At 67.0% G+C, this 15,291-nt stretch carries 11 protein-coding genes and 3 pseudogenes; 7 read left to right on the top strand and 7 right to left on the bottom strand.

From position 1 onward, the window contains the following. A pseudogene (locus ACK5NO_RS12790) lies at positions 1 to 1,252 on the bottom strand (hypothetical protein); the annotation flags it as partial. Positions 1,253 to 1,623: 371 nt separating this feature from the next. Between ACK5NO_RS12790 and ACK5NO_RS12785 the strand changes: the two are divergent. The 3 genes from ACK5NO_RS12785 to ACK5NO_RS12775 all read left to right on the top strand — a co-directional run bounded on the left by ACK5NO_RS12785 (position 1,624) and on the right by ACK5NO_RS12775 (position 5,872). Next, a complete protein-coding gene (locus ACK5NO_RS12785; protein WP_416813064.1) occupies positions 1,624 to 4,494 on the top strand; it encodes an FAD-binding and (Fe-S)-binding domain-containing protein in 2,871 nt (956 codons plus the stop codon). Continuing rightward, a complete protein-coding gene (locus ACK5NO_RS12780) occupies positions 4,491 to 5,069 on the top strand; it encodes a hypothetical protein (RefSeq protein WP_416813063.1) in 579 nt (192 codons plus the stop codon). Before ACK5NO_RS12785 ends, ACK5NO_RS12780 begins: the two co-directional genes overlap by 4 nt. Positions 5,070 to 5,146: 77 nt before the next feature. Then, positions 5,147 to 5,872, top strand: coding sequence for a CAP domain-containing protein (locus tag ACK5NO_RS12775; RefSeq protein WP_416813062.1), 726 nt, complete (start codon positions 5,147 to 5,149; stop codon positions 5,870 to 5,872). On the opposite strand, the gene ACK5NO_RS12770 is transcribed toward ACK5NO_RS12775, so the two are convergent. Further along, entirely contained in the window at positions 5,860 to 7,362 is a 1,503-nt protein-coding gene (locus ACK5NO_RS12770; RefSeq protein ID WP_416813061.1) for a DUF222 domain-containing protein, read from the bottom strand. The two genes, ACK5NO_RS12775 and ACK5NO_RS12770, sit on opposite strands and share 13 nt — an antisense overlap. 119 nt (positions 7,363 to 7,481) lie before the next feature. Between ACK5NO_RS12770 and ACK5NO_RS12765 the strand changes: the two genes are divergently transcribed. Both ACK5NO_RS12765 and ACK5NO_RS12760 read left to right on the top strand, forming a co-directional pair. Beyond that, positions 7,482 to 7,982 (top strand): CAP domain-containing protein, encoded by a 501-nt coding sequence (locus ACK5NO_RS12765; protein WP_416813060.1) that lies wholly within the window; start codon positions 7,482 to 7,484, stop codon positions 7,980 to 7,982. Positions 7,983 to 8,176: 194 nt separating this feature from the next. Next, positions 8,177 to 9,619, top strand: a complete 1,443-nt coding sequence (locus ACK5NO_RS12760; protein WP_416813059.1) for a sugar transferase — start codon at positions 8,177 to 8,179, stop codon at positions 9,617 to 9,619. A gap of 39 nt (positions 9,620 to 9,658) precedes the next feature. Here the strand turns inward: ACK5NO_RS12760 and ACK5NO_RS12755 are convergent, their stop codons facing one another. The 4 genes from ACK5NO_RS12755 to ACK5NO_RS12740 all read right to left on the bottom strand — a co-directional run bounded on the left by ACK5NO_RS12755 (position 9,659) and on the right by ACK5NO_RS12740 (position 13,402). Continuing rightward, complete coding sequence (locus tag ACK5NO_RS12755; RefSeq protein ID WP_416813058.1) at positions 9,659 to 10,198, bottom strand: low molecular weight phosphatase family protein; 540 nt, start codon at positions 10,196 to 10,198, stop codon at positions 9,659 to 9,661. A gap of 37 nt (positions 10,199 to 10,235) precedes the next feature. Next, on the bottom strand, positions 10,236 to 11,303 hold the full coding sequence (locus ACK5NO_RS12750; RefSeq protein ID WP_416813057.1) for an LCP family protein: 1,068 nt from the start codon (positions 11,301 to 11,303) through the stop codon (positions 10,236 to 10,238). A 56-nt stretch (positions 11,304 to 11,359) separates the two neighbouring features. Further along, positions 11,360 to 12,790 carry a polysaccharide biosynthesis tyrosine autokinase gene (locus ACK5NO_RS12745; RefSeq protein WP_416813056.1) on the bottom strand — a complete coding sequence of 477 codons (1,431 nt, stop codon included), beginning with the start codon at positions 12,788 to 12,790 and terminating at the stop codon, positions 11,360 to 11,362. A gap of 387 nt (positions 12,791 to 13,177) precedes the next feature. Further along, positions 13,178 to 13,402 carry an integrase core domain-containing protein gene (locus ACK5NO_RS12740; protein WP_416813055.1) on the bottom strand — a complete coding sequence of 75 codons (225 nt, stop codon included), beginning with the start codon at positions 13,400 to 13,402 and terminating at the stop codon, positions 13,178 to 13,180. Between the two features lie 34 nt (positions 13,403 to 13,436). On the opposite strand from ACK5NO_RS12740, the gene ACK5NO_RS12735 reads away from it, so the two are divergent. Beyond that, a complete protein-coding gene (locus ACK5NO_RS12735) occupies positions 13,437 to 13,601 on the top strand; it encodes a hypothetical protein (RefSeq protein WP_416813054.1) in 165 nt (54 codons plus the stop codon). 73 nt (positions 13,602 to 13,674) lie between these two features. Here ACK5NO_RS12735 and ACK5NO_RS12730 read toward each other — a convergent pair. Next, a pseudogene (locus tag ACK5NO_RS12730) lies at positions 13,675 to 14,706 on the bottom strand (IS30 family transposase). Between the two features lie 138 nt (positions 14,707 to 14,844). On the opposite strand from ACK5NO_RS12730, the pseudogene ACK5NO_RS12725 reads away from it, so the two are divergent. Further along, positions 14,845 to 15,291, top strand: a pseudogene (locus ACK5NO_RS12725) (transposase); the annotation flags it as partial.

Here is a 15,291-nt window from a genome sequence, read left to right as displayed (position 1 = left end):
TGATGCGCTCGTAGAGGGCGATGTCCTCGTCGGAGTTCAGCACGTAGCGGTCTGTTTGGAATTGGCGCACTTCGCCGCACTGGTCGGGGACCAGGTTGGCGCAGTACTCGTTGACCTCGTCGCCGTCAGTGCCTTCGTAGATGAAGTTCTGCGGATAGGTGGGGAATCCCTCGACGGTCTCGCGGATGGTTTGACCCATCCATGCGGCCGGGTCGATCTGGTTCACGGCTTCCCAGCAGACGTAGATCACCTTCTGGCAGTTGCCGTCCGTCGCGGTGAAGCCTGCGGGCACCTCCGCCTGGTCGCCTTCGAGGTTCTCGCACAGGTCCACCACGGGCGGCGTGCACTTGCTCGCGTCGACCTTCCAGTACGGGAACTTCCCATCGTCACGCACGGTGATCAGTTCGTAGGTGTCCTTGGCGGTCTTGAAGCAGTACTCGGCCTCTGCCGGCGTGCACTCCGAACCGTCCACGTAGGGCGCCTCTTCCCGGTTCCACCGATTCTTCTCGACCTTCTTTGCTTCATCCTTGTAGGGGTCCCACACGCAGACGTACTCCTTGGGCGTTTCGCCGCACTTCTTGTTGGGGTACACGTCCGTGTTGTGGGCCTGGATGAACTCGATGGTGTAGCTGTGCCACCCCGCGAGTTGGCTTGCGAAGTTCTCGGTGTGGGTGGTCTTGCCGGCCTTGTAGTCCGCGCTGTTCACGTCGTAGTGCCACGAGAGAGTCTTGGTTTCGCCCGTCTCGTTGTTCTTCACGCGGATGTTGATGTGGTGGCCGTCCCAGAGCTTGTCGTAGTCGGCCGTCACCGAGGTACAGGTGAAGCTGACGTCCGCGTCGCCACAAGGGCGGTCGCTGCCGGACTTGAGGTTGAGCGGCTTGCCGTTTGAGCCGTACGGAACCAGGCGGTCATCGACACAGCGGTAGTGGACAACGTCGTCGTCTTTGTCCTTGTCGCGGTCCTTGTCTTTGCCCTTGGACTTGTCCTTGTCCTTGTCCTTGTCCTTGGACTTGTCGGAGTCGTCCTTCGACTTCTCTGAGTCCTTCGACTTGTCAGACTTGTCTGACTTCTGGGTGGCCGCAGGGGCCTGAGTGGTGTCGGTGTCGGGAGACGTCTGTGTCTCCTCGACGGGCGACGGCGAGGGCGATGCGCTTGGATCGCTCTCCGTCGCCATGGCGGCTGGACCCGCCCATGTGACGACCGCGAGCGACGTTGCGCTCAGGGTCGCCAAGATTCTTGTCCTCAGCTTCATGGCTTTCCTCCCCGGGCAGGGAGCGCCGTCGCCTGATTGGCTGTCCCTCAGCATCCCCCGCTTCTCGCCACGCTAGTGAGATTTCTCACACTGTCAACGCGAACGCGTGACACAAGTAACTGATGTGACACATGGGTATTGATGTGACAAAACTCACACAGTTATCGGCGAGTCGCGTCGACAGTCTCAAGAATGGGACTGATAGAGCCTTTGATTGCGCCGATGCGTCCTCGACTCGGCGCCGCCGGTCGCCTTCCACTCGCACCCACTCGCGCGCCCGCGTACCCGCGCTCACGCGCGCCCCAGCGCCACCGCCCGCCCGCGTGGAACCGCGCGCAGGTGCGCCCGCCCCCGCGTGGAACAATGACCGCGTGACCACGACTGCGCCTCAGACCAGGGACCTCGTGGCTCATCTGCGTGGAGCGGTGGCCGGCGAGGTCGACGACTCGGTTCGCCGCCGCGCCGAGTACTCCACCGACGCCTCCAACTACCGCGTCCCGCCGGCCGTCGTGGTCTTCCCGCGAGACGCCGACGACCTGATCGCGACCCTCGACGCCGCGCGCGAGATTGGCGCAGCGGTCACCATGCGCGGCGGCGGTACGAGCGTGGCTGGCAATAGCATCGGCCCTGGTGTGGTGGTGGATGCCAGCCGTCACATGAACCGGGTTCTCGACATTGACCCCGAGGCCGGCACGGCTCGCGTCCAGCCCGGCGTTGTCCTCTCTGAGCTGCAGAAGCTCGCCGCGCCCCACGGGCTGCGCTTTGGCCCCGACCCGTCGACCACCAACCGCGCGACGCTCGGCGGGATGATCGGCAACAACGCGTGTGGCCCCCACGCCGTCGCCCACGGCAAGACCGCGCAGAACACCCTCGCCCTCGACGTGTTGACCGGCGACGGGCGGCGCATCCACGCGGGTCCCAGAACTGCATCGGCCATTCCGGGGCTCGAGGAGCTGATCCGCGCCAACCTGGGGCTGGTCCGCACCGAGCTTGGCCGGTTCGACCGGCAGGTGAGCGGCTACTCGCTCGAGCACCTGCTGCCGGAAAACGGCGCCGATCTCGCGCGGTTCTTGGTGGGCACCGAGGGCACGCTCGCGACCACGCTCGAGGCGACGGTGCGCCTGGTGCCGATCGCGCCCGTGCGGCTCACGGTCGCGCTCGGCTACGAGGACATGCCCGCCGCCGCCGACGCCGTGGTGCCGATCATGGCTCACGGACCCCACGCGGTCGAGGGCCTCGATGCGCGGCTTGTCGACAGGATCCGGCTGGCCAAGGGAGCGCAGGCGATCCCGGACCTGCCGCCGGGCGCGGGCTGGCTGTTCGTCGAGGTGGGCGCCGACACCGAGGAGCAAGCCCGCGACATCCTCGCGCGCATCTTGGCCGATGCGGGCACCACCTCCGCGCGCACGCTCGAGGACCCGCGTGAGGCGGCGCGGCTGTGGGCCATCCGCGCGGACGGCGCCGGGCTCGCTGGCCGCAGCGCCGACAACAAGGAATGCTGGCCCGGCTGGGAGGACGCCGCGGTGCCGCCCGAGCGCCTGGGCCAATACCTGCGCGACTTCGACGTCTTGATGGCACGTCACGGCGTCACGGGTCAGCCGTTCGGGCACTTTGGCGACGGCTGCATCCACGTGCGCCTCGACATCCCCATGACCGAGTCCGGTCGCCCGCTGAGGGAGTTCATGGAGGACGCCGCCGCCTTGGTCGCGTCGCACGGCGGCTCGCTGTCGGGCGAGCACGGCGACGGTCGCGCGCGCGGCGAGTTGCTCAGCGCGATGTACAGCCCTCAAGCGATCGAGGTCTTCGGCCAGGTCAAGCGCCTGTTCGACCCGGCCGGCTTGCTCAACCCCGGCGTTGTGATCGACCCGGCCCCGCTGGATGCGGACTTGCGCCGCCCGGCCGCCCCGCGCATCGGCCGTTCGAGCGGCGGCTTTGCCTGGGCTCACGACCACGGCGACCTCACGGAGGCGGTCCACCGCTGCACGGGCGTGGGCAAGTGCAGGGCCGATGCGATCGGCTCCGGCTCCGGCTTCATGTGCCCCTCGTACACGGCCACCAAGGACGAGAAGGACGTCACGCGCGCCCGCGCGCGCGTGCTCCAAGAGGCGATCAACGGCACGCTCGTGGGCGGCCTGACCGCACCCGAGGTGCGCGAGAGCCTGGATCTGTGCCTGAGCTGCAAGGCGTGCTCGTCGGACTGCCCGTCGGGCATTGACATGGCGGCCTTCAAATCCGAGGTGCTTCACCGCACCTACCAGGGCAAACTGCGCCCTGTCACGCACTACTCGATTGGTTGGTTGCCGCGCTGGCTTCGCGTCGTTGGTGTGGCGCCGCGGCTCATCAACGCGGTGCTGAGCCCCGCGTGGATTCAGCGGATCGCGGTCAGCATGGCCGGGATGGACACGCGCCGACGGCTTCCCAAGTTCGCCGCCGTACCCTTCCGCCGCAGCGCCGATGCGCGGGCACGTCGCGTGCCGACGCTCAGTGCCGCTCGGGGTTCCCGTGGCGCCGGAACGCGCCGGGTCGTGTTGTGGGCCGACAGCTTCACGGACGGGCTCGACCCGGAGATCCCCGGTGCGATTTTGCGCGTGCTCGAGGCGGCAGGCTTCGAGGTAGTCATTCCCGACGCGCAGGCATGTTGCGGCGTCACCTGGATCTCCACGGGTCAGCTTGATGGTGCCCGCCGGCGCATGGAGGAGTTGCTGCAGATTCTGGGGCCGTGGGCGGTCAATGGGGTGCCGATCATCGGCGTCGAGCCGTCGTGCACCGCAACGCTGCGCAGCGACCTCACCGAGCTGCTGCCCGATGACCCGCGCGCACACGCGGTCGCCAACGGCACCTTCACGCTCGCCGAGGTGCTGACCGGCCGGGCGCCACTACAGCCGGCGCGGACCTGGGAGGCGCCCCGTCTGGACGACGTCACCGCCGTGGTTCAGCCGCACTGTCACCAGTACTCCGTGGTGGGGTTCGGCGCTGACCGGGAACTGCTCGCGTCGCTGGGCGCGACGGTCACGGAGACTTCGGGATGCTGCGGCCTCGCGGGCAACTGGGGCACCGAGAAGGGGCACTACGACGTCTCGGTGCAGGTCGCGGAGAACTCGCTGCTACCGGCGCTGCGCACCGCGCCGGAGGGGTCGGTGTACTTGGCCGACGGCGTCAGTTGCCGCACGCAGGCCGACGACCTCGCCGGGGTGCGCGGCGTGCACCTGGCACAACTGTTGGCCGAGCGGCTGCCCGGGTGAGCTGGGTCCGCTGGACCGCGGGTACGGCGGCCGCGGCGCTGGCGATCGCGGCGGTGGGGATTCCGGTGTATGTGGCCCCACGTGCGGCCGTAGCGGCGGCCGACGCGCAGGCCGCCGATGTCGTCTACGTGATCGGCCCGCCCACGGACGCGCGCATGGAGGTCGCGCGTGAGCAGGTGGCGGCAGGGCTTGCCGACGCCGTCATGATCAGCCTCAACCCCGAGGAGAGCGCCGAGTGGCCAGAGGCCGCCGCGGCGTGCACGGGGGAGTGGGCGGGCGACCCGGACGAGAGGGTCGCTGCGGCTACGGTCCTGTGCGACATGCCCGACCCCTTCACCACCCGCGGCGAGGCCCGGTGGCTCGAGTCGGAGATGGCCTCGCGTGGGTGGGAGAGCGTCAACGTCGTCACCTTCACGCCGCATGTGTCACGCGCGAAGATGATCATCGAACGTTGCGAGACGGGCGAGGTGCGGATGGTGGACTCGGGGGAGTCGCTGGACCCGTGGTACTGGGTTTACCAGTACGCATACCAGTCGGCTGCGTTCGTGAAGGCGGGCCTGCTCACTGGCTGCTGAGATCGCCCCGACCTGCAGGATCGCCCGCCTGGTGCGACAGTGGAGCGATGGGGACCTGGTTTCGCAGAATGGGCTGCGTGGCGCTGACAGGGACGGCTGCGGCGGCGTTGCTCGCCGGGTGCGCCGCTCAGAACAGTGCGGCTGGGACGCATACGGACGCGACGTCCGGAGGGCTCGACGCGGCCGATGAGCGCCAGCAGCCCCAGCCGGACATTCCGGCGCTCCAGCTATCCGAGTCGCCCTCCGAGGACCCTGCCGACGGTGCCGCTGACGGTTCCGCCGACGGTGCCGCCGACGCGCGAATTGGGGCCTCGTCCGAGCCGGACGCAGACACTGCCGAGGACCAAACCGATGCGGGCGAAGGCCGCAAGGTCAAGAAGGACGCCGCCAAGTCTCTGGACCAGAGGGCCGATGCGCTCGCGCGCCAGCTCTTCGACCTCGCCAACCAGGCCCGGGACGACGATGGAGACAACGAGCTCGAGTGGGCCGACTGCGCCGAACGCCAGGCCATCGACCGTGCCAAAGTGGCGCGCAGCAAGGACAAGCTCGAACACGAGGAGTTGGGCTTCTCCTGCACTGCGACGATTGTGGGGGAGAACCTCGTGAGGGGTGACGGCCCTGCCGAGAACCTTCACCAACTGTGGATGGATTCCGAGGGCCATCGCGAGAACATCCTGCGAGACGAGTTCACGGAGTTGGGCGTCGGCTGTGTCGCTCACGCGGTGGGCGATCGCACCGCCCCCGCGGACGATGCCGACGACATCGGTGGGTGGGTCTGCTCCCAGATGTTTTACGGGGGATAGTCGCTCGGCCCCGCGCGCTCAATCTCCTTTCTCTCTTCCGCTGTGATGCCAAACCTCGCCCGTCCCCCGAGCCGCCACGCCCCCGGCGCCCCGTCCGGGCCGCGCGCCCGGAACCACACCGACGTGGCAGTCGCTCTTACCTCCCAGCCCTCGTGGTGGAGCGTGTGGTGGCACGCCACGCACAGCAGCGCTCCGTTGCTCAGGTCGGTGCGCCCGCCCTGCCCCCAGAACACGATGTGGTGGCCGTCGCTGTAGCTGGGCGGTGCGTAGCAACTCGCGCAGCCGCCATCCCGCTCGACGAGCGCCTCTCGCTGGGCCTGGGTGAACCGCCGACGGGCGCGTCCCACGTCGAGAGCCTCCGACGCACCACCCAGCACGGTGGGCAGATACTCCGCATCGACGGCAAGCCCGCGAAGTTCGCCCACGGGCATCACTCCACCACCTTCCAGTTCTGCGAACCCGACGCCGCTCTTGAGCGCTTCAAGGTCAACGCGTACGGCGATCTTGGTGGTGACGTGAGAGATGGGAGCCTGGTCGCACCCCAGCATGTGTCGCGACAAGGTGACGAGCGCATCTGCGCGTATCTGGCCGGCCGAGCGCCTGTCTTCGACCACGCTGTTGCCTTCGCGTCGGGCGCGAAATGCCGCCTTGACCATGCTGTCGAGCACGGTGCGAAGGGGTGCTGCAGAGACAGGATCGAACACTCCAGAGAGCACCACCGCCCCGTCGCGACGTTCGGTGATGATGAGCACGCGCTCCTGGTGGAGCCGCTCCTGCTGCCGCTCTGCCGCGGTCGCCTGCAGCGTCAGGTGGTAGCGCCGCACGATGGGTGAGAGCTTCTCGAGGTCCAGTTGAGCGGCCTTGCCGACGATCTGCCGTTCGGCGACGCGGATCTGCTCGGGCGTCGCGTCCCCGCGCACGGAGTCCAGCATGTGGGTGAACATCGACGCCGCACCGGCGGACAGCCCTCCCGATCCCAACGCCGCGGCCACCACCGGATACACCGGCTCTTCGGGCTCAGGCTCGGGCAGTCCCGCAGCCTCTGCCTGCCGCACCTGCTCCTGGTGCAGTTCGACCGATCCCAGCGTGCTGCCCGTCTTGATCAAGTCACGCGCATCCCGCCGCGACCCGCCCGTGATGCCCGCGAGAAACCGCTCGGGGGTGGTGTGTCCGTTGCGCCGCGCGAGCCCCGTGCGCCCCAACTCGGGCGCAGACCGCCGGCCCACCTCCGCGGCCGCCGTCGCCACGATGAGGTCCCAGTCCCGCCGCGCCGCGACGGTCTCGTGTTGCACCGCGAGTAGCGCCGACTCCGACAGTGCCTGCGCCGCAGCGGCGGTGAGCAAGGCCCGCGCTGCCTCGCGCGCCACGCGCTCCGCCTCCAGGGCACGCGCCAGCTCCGCAGGCACGCCGTCGAGCGTCACCAGGTCGCCATCAAGCGCACCAGAGCGCACGCCATCAGACGCCGCGTCGAGTGCCACCGGAACCGTCATGACCTCAGTCAAACACCGACCTCTGACATGCCAACATCCCTGGCAGATATCTGTGGACAACCCAAACCGCACATCGCCTGGGGACGTACTCACCTCACCCACCAAGCTACGCTGGCACCGTGAGACGACCCCTGCGCGCGGCGAGCATCCTCGCCCTGGTGACGGGCGCATCGGCCCTCACCGGCTGCACGGGGCCCCAGCCGGCAGATATCCCCGACCCGGCCACCTACGAGGCCCAGCTGCTCGAGCAGATCAACGCGCTGCGCCTGCCCAACGGCCGCGACAGGCTCGCTGCCAACGACTGCCTGACCGCGCACGCGCGCGAGCGCGCGCAGCAACTGCCCGGCGCCCAGAGCGCGCCCGAGCAAGACCTACCCCACGACTGCGGTGGCGACTACCTGGGCGAGAACATCTCGCGCTCGGACCTCCTTCCCGCGGACGTGACCGACGCGTGGGCCTCGGACGACCTCCAGCGCCCCAACCTGCTGGACCCGCTCTTCACCACGGTGGGGGTGGGTTGCGTGGGCGTCGCGCTCGAGGACACCAGCCGCGTCGCGCTCGACGGCGAGGACCTGGCGAGCATGGCGTGCTCGGTGATCTTCCAGGGTGACCAGGAATAGGGCCCATGGGTGGGCGAGCGCCCGCGACACGCGGCCTGCCCTGAAATACAGTTCGCAGCGATTCGCCTGGTGTCACCCCTACTGCGGGCATTACGGACAGGTAACTGAACGTCGTTGTCGGTCGGAGTCGTTACAGTTATCCCGTGCGTAACCCGAAGGATATTGAATTTCCCACGGACGCATCGATTGAGCCTATGGGGGGCCGTCGGGGTTGGGCCCGAAAGTACCAAATCCGCCTCTGGATCACCGATGCCGTCGCGATTGCCCTGGTGATGTGGCTGGCCCATGCCGTGAGATTCGGCATGGATGCCATTGCCGAGGTCTCTGGCCCCGCCGCGCCCAATTATTGGTGGCTTTCGCTCGCGTTCGCGACCCTCTGGGTCCTGCAACTGGGCTGGAGCAAATCACGCGAACCGCGCATTCTCGGTCACGGAGCAGAGGAATTCCAGCGGGTGTTGCACGCGTCATGGCGCACCTTTGCGATGATCGCGATTTTGGGCTTTCTCACGCAATGGCAGATCAGCCGCGGGTATCTACTTTTCGCGTTACCGGTGGCTACTGTCGCGCTACTCGCGGGGCGCGCCGGCTGGCGCAGTTTCATCCACTATCAGCGCGATCGCGGTGAGCTCAACGCTCAGGTAGTCGTGGTGGGTCCCGTCCAGTCCAGCCAGAACCTGATCCGCCGCATGCGCAACACCAGCCGCGCAGGCTTCCACGTCGTGGGTGTGTGCTTGCCTCCCACCGCGTGGGGAGTTCTCGACGAGGACCTCCAGGATGTTCCGGTGCTGGGCACGATCGCAGAGGCGGCAGAGATTGCCACCCGCATTGGCGCCGAGTACCTGATCGTGTCGGGCACCGACCAACTGTCGCTCCAAGAGGCGCGGCACCTGGGCTGGCAGCTCGAGGGCACCAACACCGGATTGGTGGTCGCGCCCGCGGTCGCCGACATCGCCGGCCCCCGCGTGCAGATCAGCCCCGTCGAGGGGCTGCCGCTCCTGCACGTCGAGCCACCGACCTTTGGCGGCGGCAAGTACGTGACGAAGGCGATCACCGACAGCATGGCGGCCACGTTGCTGCTGATCCTCGCCGCGATCCCCATGGGCATCATTGCGCTGGCCGTGAAGCTCACGTCTCCCGGCCCGGTGTTCTTCCGTCAGGTGCGGGTGGGGCGCAACGAGTCGCTGTTCACCATGTACAAGTTCCGCTCCATGTACGTGGACGCGGAGGAGCGCTTGGAAGCCCTGCGTGAGCAAGAAGGCGACCGCGACGCGGGCAACAACGTGCTCTTCAAAATGCGCAACGACCCTCGGGTGACCTCGGTGGGTAGGTTCCTGCGCCGCTACTCCCTCGACGAACTGCCGCAGCTCATCAACGTCGCCAAGGGCAACATGGCGATTGTGGGCCCGCGCCCGCCGCTGCCCAGCGAGGTGGAGTCCTGGGAGGAAGGCGTGGCGCGCCGTCAGATGGTCAAGCCAGGCATCACGGGCCTGTGGCAGGTCAGCGGCCGCTCCGACCTGGACTGGGAACAGAGCGTGCGCCTGGACCTGTATTACACGGAGAACTGGAGCCTCGCGGGCGATCTCACCATCATCCTTCGCACGGCCTGGGCTGTGGTGAAGGGCCGCGGCGCCTACTAGGCAAGTGCGTAGGGCCGATGCGCGGGTTGGCTTGCGCTGTTAGCCCCGCACCCAGGCGGCAAAGTCCCGCACGGCCGCTTCGATGATGGCGTACGACTCGTCGTAGTCGGCCTGGCTGCGGCGGAACGGGTCCGGGACGTCGTCGATACCCATCGCGGCCAGCTGGGGACGGAAACCCTGGATGGCGAGTGGCACATCGGCCAGGCGCTCCGCGGGGGTCGTACCGACCAACTCGGCGCCCGCGCGCGCGGCCTTGGCGAGCTCATCGAGCAGGAAGGTGCGGCGCAGGAGCGCCGGCACCTGCTGCACCATCGAGGTGCGGTGCTCGGCGGCCATGGCGATGATGAGGTCGCTCTCGCGCCCGATGGGCTCGGTGAACAGCCGGGCGCGGTGCCCGCGCCCGTCCAGGCCCGAGCCGTCGAGCCCCATGAGCATCTCCGCAGGGATGCCGCGGTCGACCAGGGCGTAGGTGCCAGCGCTCGAGACCTGGGCGATATCGCCCAAATAGTGACGCAACAGGATCTCGGCGGCTGGGGAGCGGCAGATGTTGCCGGTGCAGACTGTCAGAATCCGTGCCATAGGAGGCACTTTACTGAATTTGCGCGGCCGCGACCAATCAGTAGACGGGCTCGGAGTGGAGCATGCGCACCACCTCCGGGTCCTCCTCGATGAGCGCGTCGACGGTGTCATTGCGCCAGGCCTCGGCCACCTGGTCCAGGCGGTCGTTGTCCAGGTACACGACCGATGCGCTGCCCTCCATGCCGGTCCCGGTGACGGGGGCGGTGAAGAAGTTGACGTTGTCGGGTCGCACGTTGCGCATCGAGGTGGCCATGGACAGCAACGTGTCGAAGTTGAGGCCCTCGTCCAGCGCCGAATAGTCCAGCACGATGTTGATCATCTCGGAGATCTTGGGCACCGAGGCGAGGATGTCCTGGTTGAAGGTCTCCCGCAGAATGGCCTCCATCCAGGCCTGCTGGCGGCGCACGCGGTCAAAGTCGCCGCCGGGCAGCGAGTACCGCTCGCGCACAAAAGTGAGGGCTTCTTCGCCATTCATAGTCTGGTCGCCCTTGGACGTGGTGATGGTGACGCCACCCAGGGTGTCGGTGAGTTCCTCAAAGCTCGCGAAGTCGATGATCGCGAGGTGGTCAATGGTGACGCCCGTGAGCTCGTGGACCGTCTGCACGGACAAGGGCGCGCCGCCGTAGCTGAACGCAGCGTTGATCTTGGTGGTGCCATAGCCCGGCACCGGCACCCACGAGTCGCGCGGGATGCTCATCACGTTGACGCTCTCGCGGTCGCCGGAGATCTGCACCATCATCAGCACGTCGGATCGCTGCGCGCCGTACTCCCAATCGGTGGGATCCCCGCCCGACTGACGGGAGTCCGATCCCATCACCAGGAAGTTGATGGGATCACCCGTCTCGATCGCAGCGGGCTCATCCGTACCCGGCTCGGCGGTGGTGCCATCCGAGGGGTTCTTGGTCTGCTCGGGCAAGGCGTTGGGAATGTGTTCGATGTTCGCGTTGATGGAGGCGCGAATGCCCAGATAGGTGCCGCCTGCGGCGAGCACGAGCACGCCCACGATGGCGCCCACCCAAATCCACGCCTTGCGCTTGCGCGAACGGGTGCGCACGCGCTTGCCCGGTGCGGGAGGGGTGGTGGATGGTGCGGGCGTGGTGGTCATGTCTCTCCTGGTCTCGCGCGCTTAACGCGTCGCGGCGTCCATCTGTTGCGCGGTTGTTAGACCTTGGTGGGGGACTTCTTGGACTTGGTGCTCGACTTGGGCTTGATGCGCTTGCCCTTTTTGTCGAACTCGTCGCCGTAGCTATAGCCGTAGCGGCCCGAGCCGTACGCGTCGGGGCCCTTCTCGGGGACCATCGTCAGCACCACGCCGGAGACCTTGGCATCCACGTTTTCGAGGCTGTCGAGCGACGCTTCAAATTGAGGACGACGGGTCTTTCCCGATGCGACCATGACGAGCGCTCCACCGACCAGGCGGGCGAGGATGGCGGCATCCGTCACGGGCAGCAGCGGGGGAGCATCGTAGAGGACCACGTCGTACTCGCGCTGCAGGTGCTCGATGAGCTCGGACATGGTGGTCGAGCCGAGCAGTTCCGAGGGGTTGGGCGGGATGGTGCCGGCGGGGAGCACGCTCAGGCTGGTGCGGCCCCACGGTTGCGTGGCGTCTTCCAGCGTGACGCGGCCCACCAGAACGTCGGTCAGGCCAATGCCACCCTCGACTCCCATGTACTTGGCGACGCGGGGCTTGCGCAGGTCCGCGCCTACCAACAGCACGCGCGCGCCCGCGTCCGCGAGAGCGATCGCGAGGTTCGCGGCCGTGGTGCTCTTGCCCTCGCCGGGCAGCGAACTCGTGATCACGAAGCTACGGTGGCGCCGCCCGGCGTCGAGGAACTGGAGGTTGGTGCGCAGGGTGCGGAAGGACTCGGCGCGAGGGTTCTGCGGGTCCGAGTGGAGAATCAGCGGACGGTCCTTGGACTTGGGGTCCATCACGATGCCGCCGAGAACGGGCACAGTGGTCAGGTGCTCGAGGTCGCGCTCGGTGCGAATGCGCGTGTCGAGGGTGTGGCGCAACAGTGCGAAGGAGAGACCTGCCGCGAGGCCAAGGAGCAGGCCGAGCGCAACGTTGAGCGACTTCTTGGGGCTCGTGGGGAACTCGGGAGCCTCGGCAGGCTGCACGATGCTGAGGCGGACGGGAGATCCAGCCGTGGCATCGGCCGTCTCGATGTCCTCGACGACGGTGATCAAGGACTCGGCGACGGCGTTCGCGGAATCCGCGGCGTCCTGGGCTTCTTCGCTCGAGGCGGTGACGTCGAGCACCGTGGTGTTGAGGGGTGCGCTGGCCGAGACTCCGCCGCGGAACTCGGAGACCTCGACATCATAGCCGAGCGCTTCGATTGCCGGTTCGAGTACCGCGGCGGTGCGAGCGATTTCGGTGTAGGTCTTCACGCGCTGGATGGTGAAGCTGCTGCCCTGCTGGAGTTCCGACGCGTTGGACGCGGCGGAGGTGGAAACGAAGACCTGCGCCGTGGCAGTGTAGGTAGGCGTTGCTATGAGCCCGGAGATCAGTCCAAGGCCGGCGCCGATGACGGTTGCTGCGGCGACGATCGCCCAATTCTTGCGCAGCATAAGGACGTAGTCCTGCAGTTCCAACTGTTGCCCCCAGCATTCTGACGTCCAGGAAGTGGCCTTGTGCCGTGCCAATTGTGCCACGTCGCGGTCATTGTTTGGCGCGACAGATCAGCCTCGTGACGCGTCGTGTGTTTCAGGAACCACGTACAGGCGTGGTCGGAGCCCTCGGCCAGACTGATGTTTGGTATCCGATTGACTCTGGCGAGCATCGAAATTCACAGGGATTCTGAGGCGTTCCGACGAGCTTTGAGACGTCCCGCTCGGTGGCGTCCCGAGAGTCATGACACTTCGATCGTCCCGAAACCGTGCGGATGGCGATTTCACCACTATGGGTACACTGCAGCACCCTGGGTTTCCTGGAGGCTCTGGTGTGTCCCGGGTTCCGCGTAGTCGGCCCGGTTGGAGTTCTTATGCCACGGTGATGGTGCGGTTGAGTTTGAACTCTATCGGGGTGAGCCATCCAAGTTGGCTGTGGCGCCGCTGGCGGTTGTGCCAGATCTCGAAGTACTCGAACATCACGGTGCTGAGCTCGATGCGCGTGTTCCACTTCTTGCGATCGAGAAGCTCAACCTGCATGCGCGACCAGAAGCTCTCGATCCTCGAGTTGTCGTAACAGTCGCCGATACTGCCCATCTACGCCAGCAGCCCAGACTCCTGCGCCCACCGCGTGAACGCCCATGAACCGAACTGCACGCCCCTGTCCGAGTGGATGATCGTGCCTGCGCCGCCCGCGCGTCCCAGCCTGGTGGCGATGGCCATGCCGAGCGCGTTCGTGACCAGCGTGGCCGTGGGCGACGCGTCGATCGATCAGCCCACGACGCGGCGCGAGTAGGTGTCCAGGACCACGCAGCAGTAGACCTTGCCCTCACGGGCTTGGAATCTGCCGATCGTCGCAACGGTGTGATCTACGTGGTGTTCATTAGGGCACGCATTCGTTCGGCTGGGGTGTCCCAGTCGAGGGACTTTCGCGGGCGGTTGTTGAGTTCGTCCGCGACAGCTTGGAGCACGTCCTTGTCGTGGCGGGCCAGGTCGGTGCCCAAGGGGTACGTACTGGCGCAGTAGACCGTTCGAGTTCTCGTTGCTGCCGCGCTGCCAGGGTGAGCCGGGGTCGGCGAAGTAAACCTGGACGCCGGTCGCATTTGCGAAGGAACGATGCTCGGACACCTTTGTTCCCTGGTCCCAGGTCAGCGTCGCTCGAAGCGGTGCAGGCATGTCGGCGAAGGCAGTGATCAAGGCGTCGCGGACGGCGTCCGCGCTTCGTTCACGTCCCAAGTGGCCGAGCATCACATATCGGGTCGAGCGGTCGACTAACGTCGCGATCGCGGAGTGCTGTCCGGCGCCGACGATCAGATCGCCTTCTCAATGGCCGGCCGTGGTGCGGTCGTCCGCGCAGACTGGTCGCTGGTGAATCGAGTTCATCGGATCGACGAACCTGGGGCGGCGGGCGTCTGCGCGTTTTTGCCGTTTGCGCACGGATCCGCCTCGCCGCAACGGCCGCGGCGGCGTGCGCGTGAGCTCGCTGCGGGCATGGACGTAGAGCGCCTGGTAGATCGTCTCAGCGCACACTCGCATACGTGGCTCGTCCGGGAAGTCCTTCACGAGCCGACGGCTGATCTGTCGCGGCGACCATCGCTGAGACAGGCCCTCCTGCACAAAGTGGCGAAGCTCTGAGTCAGCGACCAGTTTCGCTCGACGGGGTCGGCTGCGCCTGGCGGCGGACAGCCGGTGCGCGCTGTGGGCATGTAGCCACGTGAGGTGACGGTATTGCGCGCCAACTCACGGCTGATCGTCGATGGCGCACGACCCAGTTCGCCCACAATCGCCCCTATCGACAGCCCCGCGCGACGGAGGCCGTGGATCTCTTCGCGCTCAACGAGGCTGAGGTAGCGTGCATCGATGACCTTCTCGACGACGTTAAGGTCCACGCTTCCTCCGATCGCACGCGCGCGACGTAGTAGTGCCCCTTAGAGTGGTGTAGCGCCCGTCGGTGGCAAGCCTCCTCGTAAATGAGGAAGCGGCCACCGCGGGACCTTCGAGTATCACCTTGCACAGTTCTTCTCGAGTGGATCACCACGATGACCGCATCCCATATTGTCGACCCTGCCCGCGGGACAAGGCAATCTCCTCACGGACGCATCGCCGGACATGATGCGCTCGCTGTTGCAGACCATGATCAACGCGCTGCTCAGCGCCGATGCGGACGCAGTGGTCGGAGCCGAATGGGGCCAAGCCTCCGTCGACCGCGTCGCGCAGCGCAATGGCTACTGTCACTGGCCCCTGGACACCCGGGCTGGCACGATTCGCAAGTCGCCGTCCCGAAGCTGCGCTCGGGCACGTACTTCCCCGAATGGCTCCTCGAGCGGCGCAAGCGTGCCGAGTCGGCACTGATCACCGTTATCGCGGACTGCTCCCTCGCAGGCGTCAGCACTCGACGGATGGACAAGCTCGTGAAGACCCTCGGCATCGACGGTCCGTCGAAGTCCCAGGTGTCGCGCATGGCCCAAGATCTCGACGAGCATGTC

The sequence above is a fragment of the Demequina sp. genome (assembly GCF_047975725.1).
In the GTDB taxonomy this organism is placed as follows: Bacteria; Actinomycetota; Actinomycetes; order Actinomycetales; family Demequinaceae; genus Demequina.
The sequence above is the reverse complement of the archived record's forward strand: the minus strand, read 5'-3'. Positions and strand labels throughout refer to the sequence as shown.